The 21,509-nt window shown below is 67.8% G+C and carries 14 protein-coding genes; 5 read left to right on the plus strand and 9 right to left on the minus strand.

What is annotated here, in order from left to right:
* Window positions 1-11 precede the first annotated feature (11 nt).
* The 9 genes from ACTOWJ_RS14890 to ACTOWJ_RS14930 form a co-directional block, all read right to left on the minus strand.
* Window positions 12-1,220, minus strand: a complete 1,209-nt coding sequence (locus tag ACTOWJ_RS14890) for a CaiB/BaiF CoA transferase family protein (protein ID WP_441335408.1) — start codon at window positions 1,218-1,220, stop codon at window positions 12-14.
* A gap of 131 nt (window positions 1,221-1,351) precedes the next feature.
* A complete protein-coding gene (locus ACTOWJ_RS14895; protein WP_441335409.1) occupies window positions 1,352-3,259 on the minus strand; it encodes a glycoside hydrolase family 127 protein in 1,908 nt (635 codons plus the stop codon).
* A 3-nt stretch (window positions 3,260-3,262) separates the two neighbouring features.
* Window positions 3,263-5,443: a formylglycine-generating enzyme family protein gene (locus ACTOWJ_RS14900; RefSeq protein ID WP_441335410.1), complete on the minus strand. Its 2,181-nt coding sequence runs from the start codon at window positions 5,441-5,443 to the stop codon at window positions 3,263-3,265.
* Between the two features lie 103 nt (window positions 5,444-5,546).
* Window positions 5,547-6,473 carry a ribokinase gene (locus ACTOWJ_RS14905; RefSeq protein ID WP_441335411.1) on the minus strand — a complete coding sequence of 309 codons (927 nt, stop codon included), beginning with the start codon at window positions 6,471-6,473 and terminating at the stop codon, window positions 5,547-5,549.
* The gene (locus tag ACTOWJ_RS14910; RefSeq protein WP_441335412.1) at window positions 6,470-8,320 is read right to left on the minus strand and encodes a serine hydrolase domain-containing protein; all 1,851 of its coding nucleotides are present in this window, start codon (window positions 8,318-8,320) and stop codon (window positions 6,470-6,472) included. Before ACTOWJ_RS14910 ends, ACTOWJ_RS14905 begins: the two co-directional genes overlap by 4 nt.
* Before the next feature lie 91 nt (window positions 8,321-8,411).
* A complete protein-coding gene (locus ACTOWJ_RS14915; protein WP_441335413.1) occupies window positions 8,412-10,688 on the minus strand; it encodes a TonB-dependent receptor in 2,277 nt (758 codons plus the stop codon).
* Window positions 10,689-10,954: 266 nt separating this feature from the next.
* Window positions 10,955-11,836: a LysR family transcriptional regulator gene (locus tag ACTOWJ_RS14920; RefSeq protein ID WP_441335414.1), complete on the minus strand. Its 882-nt coding sequence runs from the start codon at window positions 11,834-11,836 to the stop codon at window positions 10,955-10,957.
* A 620-nt stretch (window positions 11,837-12,456) separates the two neighbouring features.
* Window positions 12,457-14,955 (minus strand): sodium:solute symporter, encoded by a 2,499-nt coding sequence (locus ACTOWJ_RS14925; RefSeq protein WP_441335415.1) that lies wholly within the window; start codon window positions 14,953-14,955, stop codon window positions 12,457-12,459.
* A gap of 86 nt (window positions 14,956-15,041) precedes the next feature.
* Complete coding sequence (locus ACTOWJ_RS14930; RefSeq protein WP_441335416.1) at window positions 15,042-15,896, minus strand: HpcH/HpaI aldolase/citrate lyase family protein; 855 nt, start codon at window positions 15,894-15,896, stop codon at window positions 15,042-15,044.
* A gap of 455 nt (window positions 15,897-16,351) precedes the next feature.
* On the opposite strand from ACTOWJ_RS14930, the gene ACTOWJ_RS14935 reads away from it, so the two are divergent.
* From ACTOWJ_RS14935 to ACTOWJ_RS14955, 5 genes are all read left to right on the plus strand, one after another.
* On the plus strand, window positions 16,352-17,254 hold the full coding sequence (locus ACTOWJ_RS14935; protein ID WP_441335417.1) for an alpha/beta fold hydrolase: 903 nt from the start codon (window positions 16,352-16,354) through the stop codon (window positions 17,252-17,254).
* A gap of 7 nt (window positions 17,255-17,261) precedes the next feature.
* Window positions 17,262-18,926: an olefin beta-lactone synthetase gene (gene oleC / locus ACTOWJ_RS14940; RefSeq protein WP_441335418.1), complete on the plus strand. Its 1,665-nt coding sequence runs from the start codon at window positions 17,262-17,264 to the stop codon at window positions 18,924-18,926.
* 307 nt (window positions 18,927-19,233) lie between these two features.
* On the plus strand, window positions 19,234-20,223 hold the full coding sequence (gene oleD / locus ACTOWJ_RS14945; RefSeq protein ID WP_441335419.1) for a 2-alkyl-3-oxoalkanoate reductase: 990 nt from the start codon (window positions 19,234-19,236) through the stop codon (window positions 20,221-20,223).
* Between the two features lie 99 nt (window positions 20,224-20,322).
* Entirely contained in the window at window positions 20,323-20,484 is a 162-nt protein-coding gene (locus tag ACTOWJ_RS14950) for a DUF1328 domain-containing protein (protein WP_083512241.1), read from the plus strand.
* A 55-nt stretch (window positions 20,485-20,539) separates the two neighbouring features.
* Window positions 20,540-21,202, plus strand: coding sequence for a ubiquinone biosynthesis accessory factor UbiJ (locus tag ACTOWJ_RS14955; RefSeq protein WP_441335420.1), 663 nt, complete (start codon window positions 20,540-20,542; stop codon window positions 21,200-21,202).
* Window positions 21,203-21,509 lie beyond the last annotated feature (307 nt).

Consider the following 21,509-nt stretch of genomic DNA (forward strand, 5'->3'; position numbering starts at 1 on the left):
GGGTGCCACCATCAATTCCTGCGCCGCTTGAGCCCCGCCTTTCCGCTGCGCGCCAACTCGTCCTTCACCGCCTGCGTATCCTGACCCAGCACCGGCGCGGCGAACGCGGCCGGGCCCGGGGTGCGGCCGAACTTGATCGATTGCGCGACACCGCGGTAACGGCCTACGCCGGGGTGATCGATCGCGCCGACGATGCCTTCGGCCAACACCTGCGGATGCTCGAACATGTCCTCGATCCGCCGCGCCGCCGCGCACGGCACCTCATCGCCGAACAGCGCTTCCCACTCCATCGCCGTGCGCGCGGCCAACGCGGCGTGCAGGCGCGGGACGATCTCGGCCGCGGCCTGGGCGCGCTTGCGCACGCTGTCGTAGCGCGGATCTTCCGCCAGTTCGTTCAAGCCGGCCCTTTCGCACAGCGATTTCCAGAATCGCGCGGTGTTGGCGGAAATATAGATGTGGCCGTCGCGGGTCGGATGGATGCCGGTGACGCCGCCCGAGCGCATGTCGCGGCCGATGTCCAGGCTTTCGCCTTCGGCCCAGATCATCCGCGCCGATTGCATGGTCAGCGCGCTGCGCAGCAACGACACGCCGACGAACTGGCCCAGGCCGCTGCGTTCGCGTTCGAATAACGCCGAGGACACGCCGGCGGCCAGCAAGGCGGCCGCGTAATAATCGACCACCGAGCCGTAGATGATCTCCGGCGGACCGCCACGCGGGCCTTGCAGCGCGCACATGCCGGTCATGGTCTGCAGCACCTGGTCGTAGCCGGCCTTGTCCTTCATCGGACCGGTTTCGCCGTAACCGGTGACCGCGCAATAGATCAGGCGCGGATTGATCAACTGCAAACGTTCGAAATCGATGCCCAGACGCTGCGGCACCTTGGGCCGGAAGTTGTGCACCAGCACGTCGGCCTCGCGCACCAGCCGCAACAGCACGGCGTGATCGGCGGGCTGCTTGAGATCGAGCACGATGCCGCGCTTGCTGCGGTTGACCCCGAGAAAGGCGCGGCTTTCGCTGACCAGCGTGGACGGGTACTGGCGCAGGTTATCGCCGTCGGGCGGCTCGATCTTGATCACGTCCGCGCCCTGATCGGCGAGCAATGAGCAACCGAACGGCCCGGCGATGTAGGCGCTCAGATCGAGCACGCGCACGCCGGCGAGCGGGCCTTCGCCGGTGCCGTGGCGCGGTTCGCCCGCGAAGTCGAGGGAGTTGGAATCCATGCGATGCGTGTTCCGGGAGCGGGTGCCTGCGGCCGTTCAACTGTGCGCCGCGCGGGTGCGCGAAAACAGGCGGGCGGCATATGTTCTGGCGCTACAAATTCTTGCTTGGCCCATGTGTAACTCATGCGAAGTCATGCGCGATCCCCATCGATGGACGCCGCGACGGGAGCCGCGTCGACGGGAGCCGGCGCGAGCGACAGCCAGGTCAGCCGCCAGGCCCCGTCGACGCGGCCGCCGGCGCAGTAGTACGGCTTGAACACCAGCGGCTCGCGGTAGCCCGGATTCAGTTCGATGCGCGGCAGCGGATCGCGCGCGTCGGGCGCGGACCAGCGTAGCCAGTCCGTTTCGGGCGCATCGGGCCGACGCAGGGTTTCATCGGTCTTGAAGCCGTCGATCAGCCCGGTCGCATAGACCAGGGGGCCGCAGGTCAGGCCGAGATACTCGTAGCGCAGCACTTCCTGCGCGACCGGACTGCCGTCGGGCGCGCGCGATTCCTGCACGTTGCGGTTGATCGCCACGTGCGTGCGCGGGGCCATAGGCAGGCGCAGGGCGATCCGGTCGCCTTGGCGCCAGCGGCGGCGGATCGCGAAGTACTCGCCGGCGACGACCGGGCCCTCGGCCGCGACGCCGTTGATCGCGACCTGGGCGCCGTCGGCCCACGAAGGAATGCGCAGCTTCAACGCGAACTCGGCCTCGCGCTGCGGCGCGATCCGCAGATCGATGTCGCCGCCGAACGGATAGTCGGTGTGCTGCTCGATCGCCACATCGCCGGCCGCGGCCAGTGCGACGTGGGCCGTGCCCGGGCCGTACAGGTTGACCGCGATGTCGCCGTCGTCGCCGCGCGTGTAAGCCACGCCCGGTAATTCCTCCAGCGCCATCGCTCCGCTGGATTTGCAGCAGCGCCAATAGGTGGTGTGCACCCGGCGGCCGTTCGGAAAGACGTAGTAGCACCAGTCCTCGCCGTTGGGCGCCTGCGCGCCGAGCAGGTCGTTGTAGGCCGAACGCTCGATCTCCTCGGCGTAGCGCGGATGCCCGGTGATGCTCAGCAGCTCGCGGTTGAGCTGGATCCAGGCCAGGGTCGAACAGGTTTCCACATAGCCTTGCGGGCTGAACGCCCCGGCCGGGTTGAACGCTTCGCGCGAGCGATGGGCGACGCCGCCCCAAGGGCCGCCGCCGAGAGTAAGGTGATGCTCGCGGATGCTGCGCCAAACCGATTCGACCGCGCGCAGGTAGTCGATGTGGCCGCTGACCCGGTACAGCTTGGCCAAGCCGACCAGATTCCAGGCCAGTTGATAGGCCTTGCCGGTGGCGATCCAGGCCGCGTCGACGCCGGCCAGGGCGCGGCTGAGCAGGGCCAGATCGGGATGCGCGTCGGCCTGCCCAAGCACGGTCAGCGCCAAGTCGAGATAGGCGCGGTCGCCGCTGGCCCGATACAGCTCGACCGCCGGATCCAGCAGCACCGTCGCCGACAACCCGTGGTGATTGCCGAGTTCGGTGATGTCGATGTCGCCGCCGCTGAGCGTGCGCAGGCACAGGTCGCCGATCTTGCGAGCGGCTTGCAGATAGCGCGGTTGCGGGAAATGCCGATGCACTTCCAACAGGCCCAGCACCAGATACGCGTGGGTCCAGATGTCCCAGGTGCGCACGCTCGGCGCGCCGTCCCAGCTGACCGGTCTGGGCGCTTGTTTGCGCATGAAGCGGCGCTCGGGCGCGTAAGTGCCCAGATAACCGTCGGCTTCCTGCGTGGACACCAGAAAATCGGCGACCCGGTGCACGCGTGCGCGCAGGCTCGCGTCGCCGCTGCGCGCGGCGGCCTTGGCCGCGGCGATCAGCCATTTGCCGGCATGTTCGCCGTACCAGTCGCCTTCCAGATTCTGTTGCCGCTGCGCGGGCGCGAAGATCGCGATCGCCGGGCTGGTCTCGTCGACGATGAAGTGCGACAAGCGACCGTTGCGGTTGGCGTCCAGGGCATCGCCGAGCAGACCGCCCAGGCGGATGCCGGCCGGATCGATCGCGGGAACGAAGTCGTGACGGCTCATCGCTCAGCTCGCATCGGCCGCGCAACGGAAACCGATGCAGCCCGAGCGGTCCTTGCTCGGCGCCATCAGCAGCAGTTTGTTGTGCTGATCCAGGCGATAGGCCTGCGGGAAATACCAATGCGAGGTCTGCGGCTGGTAGGAGCTGCCGCCGCGCAGCACCGCGCCGCGGGTGTGGTCGTCGTGGTATTCGTCGGTCCACTGCCAGACGTTGCCGACCAGATCGAGCACGCCGAACGGGCTGGCGCCGGCGGGATGCGCATCGACCGCATCGGGTGCGCGCAGGCGGCGGCCGCGGTTGGGCGCCGGCACTGCGTCCTCGCGCCAATCGTCGCCCCAGGGATACGCGCGGCCGTCGTCGCCTTGCGCGGCGTACTGCCATTCCCATTCGCGCGGCAGGCGCTTGCCGGCCCACTGTGCGTAGGCGCGTGCGTCTTCGATCGACACCCAGGTGACCGGACGCTGGTCCCAGCCCGGACGCGGCGCGCCGTCGACCCAGTCGCGCAGATAGTTGTGGGCATCGCGCGGCGCATAGCCGCTGGCGCGGACGAACCGCAGGTACTGTGCGTTGGTGACCGGCGTGCGGTCGATGAAGAAGCGCGGCAGGCGCATGCGCTTGCGATGGTTGCGCCGCGCGCTGTCTTCCCACGGGTATTGCACGTCGACGCCTTCCCAGGTCTGGCCTTCGATCTGCACGCCGCCGACCTTGAACTCGAATTCGCCGGCGGGAATCTCGATCATGTCCGCCGGCGCCGAGGCGAGCGGCGCGACCGGGTCGATCGGCACCAGCCGCTGTTGCAACGAACGCCATTGCGCGCTGTAGCGGTTCAACGGGGTCGCCGCGCGTTCGCGCATGCGTTCGAGCAGGTCCTCCAGGCCCGCGTGCTCGGCGCCGGCCGGCAGCGCCAGCACCGCGCCGAAGCCGCGGCCTTCGATGGCGAACTCGAGCACGGCGCGATCGCCGTCGACGCGCGGCTGCAATGCCACACCGTTCCACAGATCGTAGTAGCGCTGTCCCGGTGCATGCTCGACCGCGATCTGCTCGCCGGCCACTTCGTACTCGTTGCGATTGACCAGATTCCACACGTTCGCGCCCTGATGCGGGAAGCGGCTGGCGAACACGCCGGCCTGCAGGGTGCGCGCGTAGGGGCGCCAGTGCGCGCTGACCATGTGCGCGGCGAATGCGCGTTCGATCGTGGCGATGCGGCGCAGCGCTTCGGCATCGCGCTCGGTCAGCTGGTTCCACAGGCCCCAGATGTTTTCCCAGGCGTTGTAGCCCACGCCGTTGAAGAAGATGTATTGCAGGTCGTGGTTGCGGTCGCGGCCCCAGCGGTTTTCGTAATTGATCATGTGGCGCGGTTCGAGCCACTTGAACTTCGCCACCGGCGGAATGAGTTCGTTGGGCGCCTTCTTGCCCCAACTCTGCACGTTCCAGATCAGCGCTTCCTCGGCGCTGATGGTCGATTCGGGCTGCAACACCACCGGCCGGCCGGCCGCGTCGCAGGCGTCGAAGAACGCGCGCGGCACGCCGTTGTAGGTGTCTCCGTTGACGCCGTCGGCGCCGACCGCGGCGACCAGTTCGGCCACGCGGTTCCAATCGGTGTCGCCGCCGTCGCGGGTGCCCTGGTCCCAGGGCATGGTCGGCAGGAACACGCGCACACCGCGACGGTGGAAATCCTCGATCGCGCCGCGCAGGCCGTCCAGGCCGCCGGGCAGATCGCGGGCCAGATCGAACTGGTTGCGATCGTCCACGCCGATGTTGGGGTAGACGTACCAGATCAGCACGCTGTCGATGCCGCCGTAACGGCGCTGAAGATCGTCGAGATAACGATCGACCGAGTAGCGACCTTCGACCGGATCGTAGAAGTAACGGTCCTCGGCCATCATCTGGGCGTGGACGAAGTTGCGCTGCGCCCATTGCAGCTCGGGCCGGCGGTAATGCGCGTCGTCGTAGCCGATCCGGATCAGGTGCTCGCGGCGCCAGTCCTTGAGCTCGGCGATCCAGTCGTCGAGGGTGCCGTCGACCTCCATCTTCCAATGGCCGATCTCGGCGAACGGCCAGCCCGGCGCCTTGCCCGGCAGCGGCAGATAGCGCTGGGTGGTGACGTGCGAGAACTTGTACTCGGTGCGCACGCGCGGACGGTCGTCTTCGGGGGCGTCGTCGGCGGCGGAGTCGTAGTTGGACATGGGGGCTCAGGACTTGAATATCTGTGGAGGTCTGTGTGGGAGGGGCTTGAGCCCCGACGCTTTTGTTTCAGTGCGCGCGATCCTGGCCGGAAAGCGTCGGGGCTCAAGCCCCTCCCACAAAAGCCGCGGCATCGGCAGTTTGCAGCAGCTGCTCGACTTCGGCATGAGTGGGCACGCTGGTCTGCGCGCCCAGCCGGGTGCAGGCCAGGGCCGACGCGGCGCAGGCGCGGCGCAGCGCGTCGGGGATGTCGGCGCCGCCGGCCAGCGCCGCGACCAGCACACCGCAGAAGGTATCGCCAGCGGCGGTGGTGTCCACCACTTCGACCGCGAAGGCGTCCTGGCGCAGGTGCTGGCCATCGATGCGGGCCAGGCAGCCGCGCGCGCCCAGGGTCACGATCACCCGCGGCACCCGCAGCGCGGCGAGGCCGGCGTCGAGATCGCCGGCGATCCCGGTCAGCGCCGCCAGCTCGCCTTCGTTGACGATCAGCAGATCCACGCAATCCAGCAACGAGGCCGGCAGCGCCCGGGCCGGCGCGGCATTGAGCGCCACCGACACGCCGGCCTCGCGCGCGCGGCGCGCCCAGGCGTCGACCGCGCCGAGCGGGGTTTCCAACTGCAGCAACAACCAGCCGACGCCGTCCAGCGCGGGCAGATCCTCGCCGCGCAGGTCGGCGTTGGCGCCGGGAGCGACAGTGATCGCGTTCTCGCCCGAGTCGGACACGCAGACGAAGGCGGTGCCGGTGGCGCGGTCGCGGCTGCGACGGATCGACAGTTCCACGCCGGCCTCGCGCAGCGAGCGTTCGATCGGTTCGGCATACGCGTCTTCGCCGAGCGCGAGCAACAGGCGCGTGGCCGCGCCGCCGGCGCGCGCGCAGGCCAGCGCCTGATTGGCGCCCTTGCCGCCGGGAAACGTCGCCAGTTCGCGCCCGAGCACGGTTTCGCCGGGCGCGGGCACGTGGCTGGCGCGGACCACGAAATCGAGGTTGGCCGAGCCGGCGACCAAGACGGAAAGGTGATTCGATCCGCTCACGGTGTCGTATCCGCGTTCGAAGTGTTCGACTGTTTCATCGCCTCATCCACGAGTCGGTAGAAATCCCGGCTGATCCGCGGCAGGTCCATAGTCAGCTCGCTACGCGGCAGATGTTGCAGCAGAGCGATGGCGACCAGTCCCTGGGCCGGATCGATGGCATAGGTGGTCGACGCCGCGCCGGGCCAACCGAAGCGGCCGATCGAACCGGGCTGGCCGCGCTTGATCGGGTCGACGATCACCGCGCCGCCGAAGCCGAAACCTTCGCCGGAGTTGTATTGATGGACCGGTGGGTCGAGCATGGTCAGCTGGTTGCGCAGCATGGCGGCCACGGTGTCGGGGCGCAGCAGACGTGTCGGTTGCTCTGTTGCAGCCGAGTCGCCGCGCTGGCTTTTATCGTCATTTCCGCGAAGGCGGGAATCCAGAGGCTTTCGTGCGGCGACGTCAAAGTCTCTGGATTCCCGCCTTCGCGGAAATGACGGCTGGGAGAGTGTCGGCGGTTGGGGTTGCGTAAGCGATTCGCCACGACCAGCGTCGCCATCACCATCACCATCACCATCACCATCACCATCACCATCACCACCACCACCACCATCACCATCACCATCACCATCACAAGCGACATCGCCCAACTCGCGCGCGATGAGGCCACGATCGAGCAACATCTGCGCGAACCGCGCGTAATCGCACGCAGTCGAATACAAACCGCCCGCGCCGCTGGGATACGCGTTCAGCGCCGCTCCCGGCTCGCGTGCGCTCGGCCCATCGGCGATGCGCAAACGGCCGTCGTCGCCCATCGTGGTGAGGTCGACGACGCGGCCGCGCAGCGCCCGCGACACGCTGAAGCCGGTGTCGCGCATGCCGAGCGGCCGGAAGATGTTTTTGCTCAGGAACGTATCGAACGGCTGTCGATCGACCACTTCGATCAACCGCGCCAACACTTCGATCGCCGCGCCGTCATAGCCGAAACGGGTACCTGGATCGGCGGCCAATGGCGCGCGACTCAGGCGTTCGACGAAACCGCGCAGACCGGCGGCGCGATGCGGGTCGTCGTGCTGCATCGCCGCCAGCGCCGCGGCATCGCCCTCGAGTCCGGCGGCGAAGCCCGCGGTATGGGTCAGCAGCTCGCGGATTGTGATCTCGCTCGCGGCCGGGCGCAGCCGTGGTGCGGCGGTGTCGCCGCTCATCACTTGGCGTCGGGCCAGCTCGGGCAGATAGTGCGACACCGGGTCGTCGAGGCCGATGCGGCCTTGTTCGATCAGCAGCATGACCGCCGCCGAGGCGATGGTCTTGCTCATCGAATAGATGCGGAAGATCGCGTCTTTGCGCATCGGCTCGCGCCGGGCGAGATCGCGGTGGCCGTAGGCTCGGAAATCGACGATACGGCCGTTGCGCAGGATCAGCGTGACCGCGCCCAGGTAACCGTCGGCGTCGGTAGTGTCTCGCATGAAGGCGTGCAGGGTTGCGAAGTCGGGCGGTGTTGCGTCGTCGGCTGCGGGGTCGATGGGTTCGGGTCGCGACGAAGCGGTGCGGGGTTTCGTCGCTTCGGCTGTCGGGGCTGAAGCCCCTCCCACAATAGACCTCGCGATCGAGGCCTTCTCTCCCACAACAGCCATCGGGATCGAAGCCTCTTCTCCCACGACAGGTATTGGGATCGAAGCCTCTTCTCCCACAACAGACACCGGGATCGAAGTCCCTCCCACAGCAGCCAACGGAATCGAGGGCTTTCCTCGCACCATGGCCACCGAACCTGCGTGCGGCGCCGAGGCGACGCTGTTGGCGACCGTCGCGCTCGCCCAACCCGCACCCAGGATCAGCAGGCAACTACGAAGGGCGACGGAAACGGGCAAGGCATCGGGTCCTGGGAAAGCGAAAGCTGCCGCCGCGGGCGTCCGTGCCGGCGGCGGTGGTGTGCGGGGAGGTCCGTGGCGGTGCGGGCGTCTAGAACTTGAAGGTGTGCGTGATCGAGAGGCTGCGTCCGCGGCCGGCCCAGTAGTTCTGGAATCCGCCGGGCGGTTGCGACCAGCTCAGGATGTATTGCTTGTCGAACAGGTTCTCGATGCCGACCGAGAACTTTCCGTAACGTTCGGTCTCGTAGTTCACGCCCAGATCGAGCAAGGTGTAGCCGCGGGTGCTTTCGTTGAAGCTGAAAGGCCGGTTGTCGAACGCACGCACGTCGCTGCCGGACAGCTTGCGCGAGAACAGCGTAGTCGCGCCCAGGCTGATGTCGCCGCGCGGCAGGAACTTCCAGGTCAGGGTCCAGGCGAACTTGTCCGGGTTGATGTCGAGCACGCCCATCGGCTTGTTCATGCCGCCCGCGCCGAAGCGGCCGGCCGCGTCGGCCGACCAGAACGCGGTCTTGCCGCGGGTGTGCGAGTACACCGCGCTGAAACGCCAGTCCTCGTTGAAGCGCCATTCGCCCGACAGCTCGTAGCCCTTGATCCGCACCGGCGCGCGCAGCAGCACGAAGTCGTTGGTGGCCGGATCGATCGCCAGCGACTGGCCGTAGTCGGACTTGGAATCGTAGTGCGAGGCGCTCAGCGCGCCGCGCTCGCCGCGCCAGTTGAAGCCGAACTCGGTGTTCTTCACCACGATGGCGTTGAGATCGAGCAGCACCTTGACGCTGATCGGCGGGTCGTTCGGGCAACCGTCGGTTTGAATGCTGCCGCCATCGCCGGAGCACTGGATGTTGCGCAGCGGAATGCCGACGTTGGCCAAGGTGAAGCCTTCGCCGTAGGAGCCGAACACCGACCATTGCTCGTTGACGCGCCAGACCGCGCCGAAGTTGGTCAGGTTCTCCTGGTAGTCGAGCGAGCCGCCGCCGACGTTGCGGCGGTCGCGATACCAGGTGGTGGTGTAGCTGTCCACGTGCAGCTCGCCGTCTTCGCGACGGATGCCGCCGGACAGCGTCACCGGGCCGATGTCCCAGGACAGCTGCATCCACGGCGCGCGGCTCTTGTACTCCATCGGCGGCACCCACAGCCGGTCGGTCAGTGCCAGACGTTGCTCGGCGGTGTCCTCAACCAGATCCAGGCCCACGCGCAGCTCCAGGCCTTCGACCGAGAACAGCGACGGACGCGCCCACGAGGTGCGCAGTCCCTTCTTGTTGGTGACGATCTCGGACTGATCGTAAAGCGCGTTGATCGGCGCGATCAGCGGATCTTGCCGCTCGATGGTGTTCTCCGGCAGATAGCGCATTTCCTGATCGGCCTTGTAGCCGTTGACGGTGAGCGTGCCGCCGAAGAAATCCGCATGGGTGTAGGTGAGCTGGTACTGCTTGAAGTCGTTGATCGCGGCCTTTGAGCCGAAAATGCTGCCGCGCTCGGAGGTGTTGGTGCGGGTCTCGCCGCACAGCGCGCGCTCGTCGGGCCGGCAGCCCAACACCTGCACGTAGTTGGCCTTGCCTTCGATGTTGAAGTGGCTCACCGAGCCTTCGATGCGCTGCACGCCGTCTTCGCCGAAGTCGTAGCCGGCCTTGATGAACAGGTTGCGCGATTGCGTGTCGGACAGCGAACCGCTGGTGTTCATGCCGATGCGGCGGCCGTCGCCGTCGTAGGTGATGCCGCGATCCAGGAACGAGGCGGCGGCGATCATGTCGAAATTGCCGGCCTTGCGGGCGAAGGTGGCGCCGAGTTTCCAGCCTTCGCTGTCGTCCTTGAACTGCGTTGTGTAGCGCGAGGTGACGGTGAACTCGTTGCCTTCCTGGGTCGGCGAGGCGGACAGGTAGTTGATGATGCCGCCCGCCGCGCCGATGCCTTCGGACGCGGACGGGCCGTTGATGACTTCGATCCGGCCGACGACGCCCATGTCGGTGAAGGTGCCGTTGCGGGTGCCTTCGCGCAGCGGCGAGCCTTGCGGCACGCCATCGAACAAACGCAGCGCGACGCGGCCGCGCAGGTTCTCGCCGGTGTTGCTCATCGCTTGCGAGGACTCGGCGTAACCGGGCACCGTGCGCGCCAACACCGCGGTCGCGTCTTCGGTCAGCACCAGCGAACGCGCCAGCTCGGCCTTGGACACCAGGGTGATCGCGCCGGGAATCTTGTCGACCGCCTTGGGACTGCGGGTGCCGGTGACCACCACGTTGTCGAGGTTGACCGCGGCTTTGTCGCTCGCATTGTCGGCGTCGGCGGAGGCATCGGCTTGCTGGGCGTGCGCGTTGCCCGCGATGGTGGACAGCAGCAGGATGCTGCCGATCGCGGCGGTGAGTGGCTTGACCATGTCTGTCTCGTTATGTGCCGGTGATCGCGCGGGCATACCGTTGCGGCGCGTGCTCGCATGCACGGAACGATGGCGCCGTCGTCTGTCGCGACTTCCCCTCGCGCGCACCGTCCATGCAGGTTCGAGGCGAGCCTATGCGCTCGCCGTCACGGTTGGAACCGATGCGGGGTATGTTCAGAGCCTATGTTTTGTTGGCTTCAGGCCATCGGCTCGATAGAAAAACTATTGCCGCATTGCAGCATCGGCGGTCCGCGCCGATGGCGGGCTCAAGGCGTCGGTGTGCCGACGACCTTGCGGCTTTCGCGCAAGAACGCCGTGACCAGGCGCACGCGCACGCTCGAACGCGACCAGACGATGCCGATGCAGCGTTTGGCCGAGGCGTCGGGCAAAGGGATGCGCGCGAGTTTCAAGCCTTCCGGCCACGGCGGCGCCCAGTCGGGCACCAGCGATACGCCCAGGCCGCGGTCGACCATCACCGCGATCGCGTTGAGCGCGTTCAATTCGAAACGCTCGCGCGGCACGATGTTGGCCTGGCGCAGATACTCGTCGGCCTGGCGGCCGCCCCAATGGTGACGGTCGTAGCGGATCAGCGGCTGGGTCTTGAGCAGTTCGTGCGGATCGCGATCGGCCATGCTCGCCGGCGCGAGCACGATCAGCGGTTCTTCGCGCAGCAGCTGCCACTCGCAAGTCTTGGGCAGCGGAAACGGCGCCTGCAGCACGACCGCGGCATCGACGTCGCCGCGTTCGACGCAGTGGTACAGATCGGCCGAGTACCCCGGCTGGATGAACACGTTGATGCCGGGGAAGGATTCGACCATGCGCGCGAGCACGTCCGGCAGCATGCCCGCCAGCGCGGTGGGGCAGGCGCCCAGGCGAAGCTCGCCGGCGACCTCGCTTTCGTTGGCCACGCTGCGCAGGTCGGCGACGTTGCGCAGCAGCTCGCGCGTGCGCGGCAGGATCCGCGCGCCTTCCTCGGTGACGCTGACGGTGCGGCCGACGCGGGCGATCAGCGGTGCGCCGATTTCGCGCTCCAGGGTGCGGATCTGCTGCGCCACCGCGGCCGGAGTGATGTTGAGCACGCGCGCGGCGGCGGCCATCGAGCCTTGGTCGACCACAGTGACGAAAGTATTTAGGAACTGGGTTTCCACGTTGCCCCGCTCATTGATGTCGGCAGGCTACCCGAGCGCCACCAGCGGCGCCATGTCCGGCGCGCCGAACGGGCGTTTGCCGGAGTCAAGCGGAGCCTGCGTGTGAATATAGCCGGCGCGTCTTGGCGCTGCGGAGCCGCAGGCGAACAATCAGCGCCAACCATCTGCAAGTCGCCGGAACCGGCGGTTCGGGCGATCATTACCCGTGGCAGGTGAAAGTCAATCAACTCACCGACGAACGCACGGTGCCCGGCGGTTCGCATGATCCGGGCATGAGTGGAATCAGCGGCATGGGCGGTCCGCTGCGCTGAGCGCATGCGCGGCGCGCGCTTGTCGAGTTCACGCTTGTCGAGTTCGCGCTCATTGAATGCTGGGTCGCCGCCGAACCAAGCGACGATCCGGATCTCGCGATAGCTAGCGCCCCGCGTGGCAACGCGATCTTTGTGCGAGCGGATTTCAGCCCGGATGCCGGAGCGGCGATGTCGGCGATGGCGGCGTGGCGGGAGCATTGGTTCGGCTTCGACGCGTCTTGTGCCCGCAAGTCGGGCCTGAAGGCCCTCCCACAAAAGCGATGCGTTCCGCCGCGACCGGGGGCCGGCATCGTCGCCTGGCGCGGGTTTTCAATCGCTGGCCCGATCGCGATAGATCGTCAATCCTTTCAGCGATTGCCCCGGCGGCGGGAAGAACAAGCTGGCCGCGTAACCGATGACGATGCACAGCGCGATGGAGATCGCCAGGTAGTAGTAGGGATGCACCATCTGCAGGGTCCAGATCGCCAGGGTCAGGGCGATGCTGCCGGCGATGCCGATCGCCACGCCCTGCCAGTTGGCGCGGCGGGTGAACATGCCCAGGGTGTAGGCGCCGGCGAATCCGCCACCCAGCAACCCGGCCAGTTCGATCGACAGATCGAACAGCGAGTGGATGTCGAACTTCGACAGCAACAGCGCGGTGACGATGCCGATCAGGCCGACCACCACGGTCATGATCTCGGCGAAGAATACGCTCTGCTTCGCGGTGCGGTTCTTGGCCAGCTTGTCGTAGAAATCCACCGAGATCAGCGTGGCCACCGAGTTCATGATGCCCGACAAGGTCGCCATCGCCGCGGCGAAGATGCCGGCGATGATCAGCCCGGTCACGCCCACCGGCAGTTCGGCGGCGATGAACATCGGGAAGGTCGCGTCGATCGGCAGCAGCGGATTCATCCGCTCCGGGTGGTTCTGGTAATACACGAACAGCGAAGTGCCGATGGTGTAGAAGATCAGGCCGCCGGGGATGGTGATCGCGGCGAAGGCCCAGATCGAACGCCCGGCTTCCTTGTCGGACTTGGTCGACAAGGTGCGCTGCATCAGCACCTGATCCTTGGGGAAGGTCAGCACCACCTCGAACACCACCAGGAAGATGAAGCCCCAGACCGTGGCGCGGGTCAGGTCGAAGCTGAAATCGAAGGTGTGCATCTTGTCCAGAGCGGTCGCGGTGGACCAGTACTGTTCGAAGCCGCCGGGCAGGTGCCAGATCATGTAGCCGATGGCGAACAGTGCGCCGCCCATCTTGACGATCACCTGGACGAAGTCGGTCCAGATCACCGCCTTCATGCCGCCCATCGCGGTGTAGACGATGGTGAAGCCGCCCATCAGGATCACGCTCCAGAACACGCTGATGCCGGTGATGGTGGCGATGCCCAGCGCGGGCAGGAACAAGATCACGCTCATGCGGCTGCCGATCTGCACCACGATGCACAGCGCGCTGGCGAGCATGCGGATGGTCGGATGGAAACGCGTTTCCAGATACGAGAACACCGACATCAGGTCCAGCCGGCGCAGCAGCGGCACGATCCACACCGCCACGAACATCAGCCCGAACACGCCGATGATGTTGTTGGCCAGATACTGCCAGTTGGTCTCGAAAGCCTTGGCCGGAATGGCGATGAAACTGATCGAACTGGTGTTGGCCGCGTACAGGCTGACGCCGGCGGCCCAGAACGGGATGCTGCGGCCGCCGACGAAGAAGCTGCTGGTCGAGCCGCGTTTCTCGCGCAGATAGAAGTACAGGCCGATGCCGATCATGCCGACCAGATAGACCACGATCACCACCCAGTCCAACCAGTGCAGGCCGAGTTTGCTGGCCTGCACCTGGGCGGTGGCGAATTCGGTGCGCGTGCCGTCGGCGGATGCGCGGGTCCAGGCCACGCCATCGGGCCAGGCCGCGGTGGCGCCCGCGTCGGCGGCGACCGCGGCGCCGGGCAGGGTGGCCCAGGCGCCGGTGATGGTCTGATACATCATCAGGCGGGCCGCGGCCTGTGGCGCGGCCGGATCGACGAGCGGATACAGGATGTGTGCCTGACCGGTCGCGCGGCCGGCGTTGGGCAGCACCCGGCCGGGCACGCGCGCAAGTTCGCTCCAAGCCTGGTCCGGCGACCAGCGCAGCATGCGGTCGGCGCCGCCGTCGCGATCGGCCACGATCACGAACAGCGCGCGGGTCTGCGCGACCAACGATCGCGGTGCCGCTCCGCCGTCCCACCCCGGCGCCGATGTCCACGCCGCGCTTTCGTCCGCCACCGGCCGCTGAAAAAACCGCGCCGTTCCCTGCGCGTCCAGCCCGACCACGTACAAGACTTCGGCCGACGAACTCGCGCGCAGCTGCGACAACGCCTGCGGCAACGGCGGCAGCGCATGCAGCCGCAACGCGGTGTCGTCGGCGTCCAATCGCGCGATGGCGGCGCGGTAATCGGCGACGGCAGCCGCGCCGTCGTCGGCCTGCTTGGGCAGAACGAATGCGCGGCTGCCGTCGCCGATTACCGCGCCGGCATCGGCCGCGCCGGCGAACTGCAACGGCAACCATCGCGCGCCCGGTCGATCCAGGCGCCAGGCGCGGTCGGTGGCGAGCGCGATCGTGCGGCCGTCGACCGTGGCCAGGCCGATCACGCCGTCGGCCTGCAGCGCCGGCAAGGTGCCCGCGCGCAACGGCGTCAGCGGCTCGGCCCGCAGCGGCGCGAATGCGCACAGCGCGGCGAGCAGCACACCGGCGCAGAATCCGCGCGGGTGAAGCAGGCTTGCGCCGAACCGGGCGAACGCTCGGTGCGCGCGGCCGGGCCGCGCGAGAGCCAACAAGAATTGCGACATCGAATCCCGCCCCGTCTTCATGCGCGCCGGCACATCCCATCGCGCTTGCATTGCGATTCCATCCCCATGGCCCGCGCCGCCGCGGTTCAATGGCGTTCGGCCGCCGCCAGCAACGCCTGCGCGCGCTTGAGGAACGGCAGATCGATCATGCGCCCATCGACGACGAACACGCCGCGGCCGCCGTCGGGCGCCGCCGCGGCCGCGGCAACGATCCGGCGCGCGGCGTCCAACTCGTCCGAGGTCGGCGCGAACGCCGTGTTGGCCAACGCGACCTGTCGCGGATGCAGGCAGGTCTTGCCGAGGAAGCCCAGCCGCCGCGCCATCCGCGCCTCGGCGAGGTAGCCGGCTTCGTCGTGCAGGTCGGCGTAGGCGCTGTCGAGCGCGAACACTCCGGCCGCGGCCGCGGCCAGGCGCATGGCGAACATCGCCGCGTGCACGTTGGCCGGTTCGTAGCGGGCGATGCCGGGCGCTTCGAACAGATCCGCCAGCCCCAACTGCAAACCGGCCACGCGCGGATGCGCGGCGGCGATCTGCGCGGCGTTGGCCAGCGCGCGCGGGGTTTCGATATTGACCAGCAACTGGATCGGCCGGGTCGCGCCGTTGCCCGCCTCGGCGCGCTCGATCGCCGCCACCGCCTCGCCCAACGCGGCGGCCGATTCGATCTTGGGCAGGTTGATCAAGGCCACGCCGTCGCGCGCCACCGCGGCCAGGTCGGCGGCGAAGTGCGGCGAGTCCGGCGCGTTGACGCGCACGATCATCAGCTTGCGCGACGCGGCGGCGGCCTGCGAGCCCAGGAAGGCGGCGACCGCGATGCGCGCGGCCGACTTGCGGTCTTCGGCGACGGCGTCTTCCAGATCGAACGACAGCGCGTCGGCCGCGCCGGCCAGGGCTTTGTCGAACAGCTCCGGACGCGCGCCGGGCACGAACAACTTGCTACGCATAAAGCCACCGCGGCGGTTTGCGAATCGTCATGGCCCCGGAGTGTGCGTCAAGCAAACAGTGGCAATCGCACAGGGGTCGCATGTTCAAACGATAGGTTTTGTATTGATCGGTTGCGGGAATCGCGCCGGCATGGAGCGGAACCGGGCCTCGTGTCGGGGCTGAAGCCCCTCCCACAAAAGACCTCGGTTTGACGGCCGCTCTTGCCCATCCCACACGTCGCGCCGCCGCGAGGTCTTTTGTGGGAGGGGCTTCAGCCCCGACTCCCGAAGCCCGGCCCACCCGGCCCCGATCCACCGAACCCAGCCCAGGAATCCTCGATCCAACCCAAAAAACCTCCGAATTCCGCCGATCCGGCCCTCAGCACGACAGCAAAATTCCACAACCGCCCGATGCAGCCGATAATGGCGGCCTGTCCGCCCAGGCCGCCTCGCGCGCGCCACCCACCGAGTCGCCGATGACGTCCAGCTCCAGCTTCCCCGACTACCCCTTCCAGCCGCAGCGTTTCGAAGTCCGTCCGGGCATCGGCATGAGCTACCTCGACGAAGGCCCGCGCGATGGCGAGGTCGTGGTGATGCTGCACGGCAACCCGTCGTGGAGCTATTACTGGCGCAAATTGGCGCTGGGCCTGAAGGATCGTTACCGCTGCATCGTCCCCGACCACGTCGGCATGGGCCTGTCCGACAAGCCCGACGACGCGGACTACGAGTACACCCTGCAATCGCGCGTCGACGACGTCGAACGCCTGCTCCAGCACCTGGGCATCACCGGCCCGATCACCCTGGTGGTGCACGACTGGGGCGGCGGCATCGGCTTCGGCTGGGGGCTGAAGCACTCCGATCAGATCAAGCGGCTGGTGATCACCAACACCGGCGCGTTCCCACTGCCGGCGGCCAAGCCGCTGCCCAAGCGCCTGCGCCTGGGCCGCGATTCGTCGATCGGCACCGGCCTGATCCGCGGTTTCAACGCCTTCGCCGGCGGCGCCTCGCGCCTGGGCGTGGTCAAGGCCATGCCCGCCGACGTGCGCCGCGCCTATGTCGCGCCGTACGACTCCTGGGCCAACCGCATCGCCACCTCGCGCTTCGTCCAGGACATTCCGCTGGGCGAAGGCGACAAGGCCTGGTCGCTGGTGCAGGCGATGGGCCGCAAGTTGCCCGAGTACGCCGACCGACCGGTCTTCATCGGTTGGGGTCTGGCCGATTTCGTGTTCGATCATCACTTCTTGAAAGGCTTCACCGACGCGCTGCCGCAGGCGCAGGTGCATGCGTTCAAGGACGCCGGGCATTACGTGCTGGAAGACAAGAGCGAGATCCTCGTGCCGCAGATCCGCGCCTTCCTCGACCGCCACCCCTTGAGCTGAGCCGAGCATGGACGCTGCCGCACCCACCGACACCTGCAACATCGCCGCCGCGTTGCCGCGGTTGGCCGCGCAATCGCCGCAGCGCGTGGCGATGCGCTGCCCCGGTACCCGCCGCGCCGACGGCATGGCCAGCTACGACGTCGAGCTGACCTATGCGCAGTTGGACCAGCGCAGCGACGCGATCGCCGCCGGCCTGGGCCAGCGCGGCATCGTGCGCGGCACACGCGTGGCGGTGATGGTGCGGCCTTCGCCGGAGTTCTTCCTGCTGATGTTCGCCCTGTTCAAGGCCGGCGCAGTGCCGGTGCTGATCGATCCGGGCATCGACAAGCGCGCGCTGCGCCAATGCCTGGACGAAGCCGCACCGGAAGCGTTCATCGGCATTCCGCTGGCGCACGTCGCGCGCGTCGTGCTGGGTTGGGCGAAGTCGGCGCGCATCCGCATCACCACCGGCAAGCGCGCGTTTCTCGCCGACGACACCCTGGAGCGGATCGAGCGCGCGGGCACGGGCGTGGGTTCGCAGTTGGCCGACACTCGGCCCGATGAAGTCGCGGCGATCGTGTTCACCAGCGGCTCGACCGGCGTGCCCAAGGGCGTGGTGTTCCGCCATCGCCATTTCGTCGCCCAGATCGAGATGATGGGCGAGGCCTTCGGCATCGTGCCCGGCGGCGTGGATCTGCCGACGTTTCCGCCGTTCGCCTTGTTCGATCCGGCGCTGGGCCTGACCTCGATCATTCCCGACATGGACCCGACCCGGCCGGCGCAGGCCGATCCGGTCAAATTGCTCGATGCGGTCGCGCGCTTCGGCTGCGATCAGCTGTTCGGCTCGCCGGCGTTGATGGCGGTGCTGGCCAAGCACGGCCAGCCGCTGCCGACGGTCAAGCGGGTCACCTCGGCCGGCGCGCCGGTGCCGCCGGACACGGTCGCGCGCTTGCGCGAGCTGTTGCCCGCCGACGCGCAGTTCTGGACGCCTTACGGCGCCACCGAATGCTTGCCGGTGGCGGTGATCGAAGGCCGCGAGCTGCAATCCACGCGCGCCGCCACCGAAGCCGGCGCCGGCACCTGCGTGGGCCGCGCGGTGCAGCGCAACGAGGTGCGGGTGATCCGCATCGACGACGCGGCCGTCGCGCAGTGGTCCGACGATCTGCTGGTCGAGACCGGCGTGGTCGGCGAAATCACCGTGGCCGGTCCGACCGCGACCGACAGTTACTTCAATCGCGATTCGATGACCAAACTGGCCAAGATCCGCGAAACCGTCGACGGCGTCGAACGCATCGTCCATCGCATGGGCGATGTGGGTTATCTGGACGAACAAGGCCGGCTGTGGTTCTGCGGGCGCAAGACCCACCGAGTGGAAACCGCGACCGGCCCGCTATACACCGAGCAGGTCGAACCAGTGTTCAACACGCATCCGAAGGTGCGGCGCACCGCGCTGGTCGGCACCGGCCAGGCGGGCGTGCAGACGCCGCTGCTGTGGGTGGAGCTGCATCAGCCGCGCATCGGCGACACCGAGCGCAAGCGCATCGTCGAGGAGCTGCGCGAGATCGGCGCCAGGCACGCGCACACTGCAGGCATCGAGCGTTTCCGATTCCATCCGGGGTTTCCGGTGGATATCCGGCATAACGCCAAGATCGGGCGCGAGAAGCTGGCGTTGCAGGCGCAGGCGACCGGTTGATTGGCCGGCTTGCGGGTACGGGCCGTGGCGATCGTGTCGCAAGCGCGTCGGGGCTGAAGCCCCTCCCACAAAAGACCTCGCGGCATCGATGCGGCTTTTGATGAGCCAGGCCCCAGGTCTCGCTGGTTCCGAGTGATGAGCCAGGCCTCAGATCTCGCTTGTTCCGAGGTCTTTTGTGGGAGGGAGCTTCAGCCCCGACGCTTTTCGTTCCGATCGCGCCGCCGCGCCACAACATCGTCGCCCAGCCGACAAACCCAGCGGCCGCTTGCCCCTATCATTCCTAAATCTCTCTTCAGGAACCCGAGCGATGAAAATCCTTGTCACCGGCGGCGGCGGTTTCCTCGGCCAGGCCTTGTGCCGCGGTCTGGTCGCGCGCGGGCATGAAGTCGTCAGCTTCAACCGCGGCCATTACCCGGCACTCGATGCGCTCGGCGTGACCCAGATCCAGGGCGATCTGGCCGATCGCGCCGCGGTCATCGCCGCCGCGCAAGGCGCGCAAGCGATCTTCCACAACGCCGCCAAGGCCGGCGCCTGGGGCAGCTACGACAGCTATCACCAGGCCAACGTGGTCGGCACCGACAACGTGCTCGCCGCTTGCCGCGCGCATGGGATCGGCAAACTGGTCTACACCTCCACGCCGAGCGTGACCCATCGCGCGACCCATCCGGTCGAAGGCGGCACCGCCGACACCGTGCCCTATGGCGAAGGCTTCAAGGCCGCCTACGCGACCACCAAGGCCATCGCCGAGAAAGCCGTGCTCGCCGCCAACGACGCGCAGCTGGCCACCGTTGCGTTGCGGCCGCGGCTGATCTGGGGCGTGGGCGACAACCAACTGCTGCCGCGCCTGGTCTCGCGCGCCAACGCAGGTCGTCTGCGTTTCGTCGGCGACGGCAACAACCGCATCGACACCACCTACATCGACAACGCCGCGCAAGCGCATTTCGATGCGTTCGAATATCTCGCCGTGGGAGCGGCCTGCGCCGGCCGCGCTTACTTCATCAGCAACGGCGAGCCCAAGACCTTGCGCGAGACGCTCAACAGCCTGCTCGGCGCGGTCGGCGCGCCGCAGGTCGACAAGACCCTGCCGTTCGGCGCGGCCTATGCCATCGGCGCGGTCTGCGAAGGGCTGTGGCATGTCCTGCCGCTCAAGGGCGAACCGCCGATGACGCGTTTTCTGGCCGAGCAGTTGTCGACCACGCATTGGTACGACATGACGCCGGCCACGCGCGATTTCGGTTACGTGCCCAAGGTCAGTTTTCACGAAGGACTCACCCGGCTGAAGGCCGCCTGGACGTAAACGCCCACCGTCACTTCGCGCGAACTTGCGCTGACACAGCATCGGTGCATGCCATCGGGACCGCTTCCCGATCGGCGTTCTCCCCTAAGGAGGTTCCCGATGCTTCACTATGCCGCCGTATTTTTCGTCATCGCCATCATCGCCGCGGTCCTGGGTTTCACCGGCATCGCCGGCGCGGCCAGCAACATCGCCTGGATCTTGTTCGTGGTGTTCGTGGTCCTGGCCATCATTTCGCTGTTCCGCGGCCGCCGCGTGGCCTGAGGCCCGTTGACGCAGCTTGCCTAGCCGGACCGGAGCAGGGGGCTACAATGGCGGCATGACCGCCTCCGACCCCCTGTTCCTGTCCTCGCTCAAGCCAATGGCCGGGCGCGCGCTGGAAGCCGCGCTCAACCGCGCGCTGGCGCTGGACCCCGACACCCGCGACGGGCTGCGCGCGCTGCACGGCCGCAGCCTCGCCCTGCATCTGGATTCGCCGCCGCTGGCTTTGCGCGTCGAGGTCGTCGGCGACCGGCTCGAAGTGGGACCGGTACGCGAGACCGACCAGCCCGATCTTTCGGTGCGCAGCACGCTCGGCGCGATCTTGTCGCAGTTGCCGAATCTGCTCGGCGCGGCGCGCAACGAACAAGCCGCCCCGGTCGGCAAACTGCGGATCGAAGGCGACGCGGACCTCGCGCGGCGGCTGCAACGCCTGGCTGAACGTTTCGATCCCGATTGGCAGCAGCCCTTCACCACCGTGTTCGGCGAAGTGGCCGGCGTGCAGATCGCCAACGGCGTGGCCGCTGCGCTGCGTCACGCGCGCGATGCCGCCGGTGCCTTGGCCAGCAATGCGGCCGAATACGTCACCGAAGAATCGCGCGACGTGGTACCGCGCGACGAGCTCAACGCCTTCCACGACGACGTCGACGCCTTGCGCGACGATGTCGAACGCGCCGCCGCGCGGGTAGCGCGTCTGCGCGAGCGCGCGAGGCGCGGCGCATGAGCGCCGCCGCTTCGAACCTTCAAGATCTTTTGTGGGAGGGCCCTTCAGGCCCGACACCCGAAGCCGGTGATCTTCCAGTGCTCGCGTCGGGGCTGAAGCCCCTCCCCCAAAAGACCTCGCGCTTGAGCGGTCCGGGCGGGAGCGTCTACGCATGGGGGCGAACGCGCGAGACGCGGCAAATGAGCGCCGACGCGATCAACAATGCCGCTTCGAAGCGTCGAGGTCTTTTGTGGGAGGGCCCTTCAGGCCCGACACCCGAAGCCGGTGATCTTCCAGCGCTCGCGTCGGGGCTGAAGCCCCTCCCACA

The organism is Lysobacter sp. CA199 (assembly GCF_052078715.1).
Classification (GTDB): domain Bacteria; phylum Pseudomonadota; class Gammaproteobacteria; order Xanthomonadales; family Xanthomonadaceae; genus Lysobacter.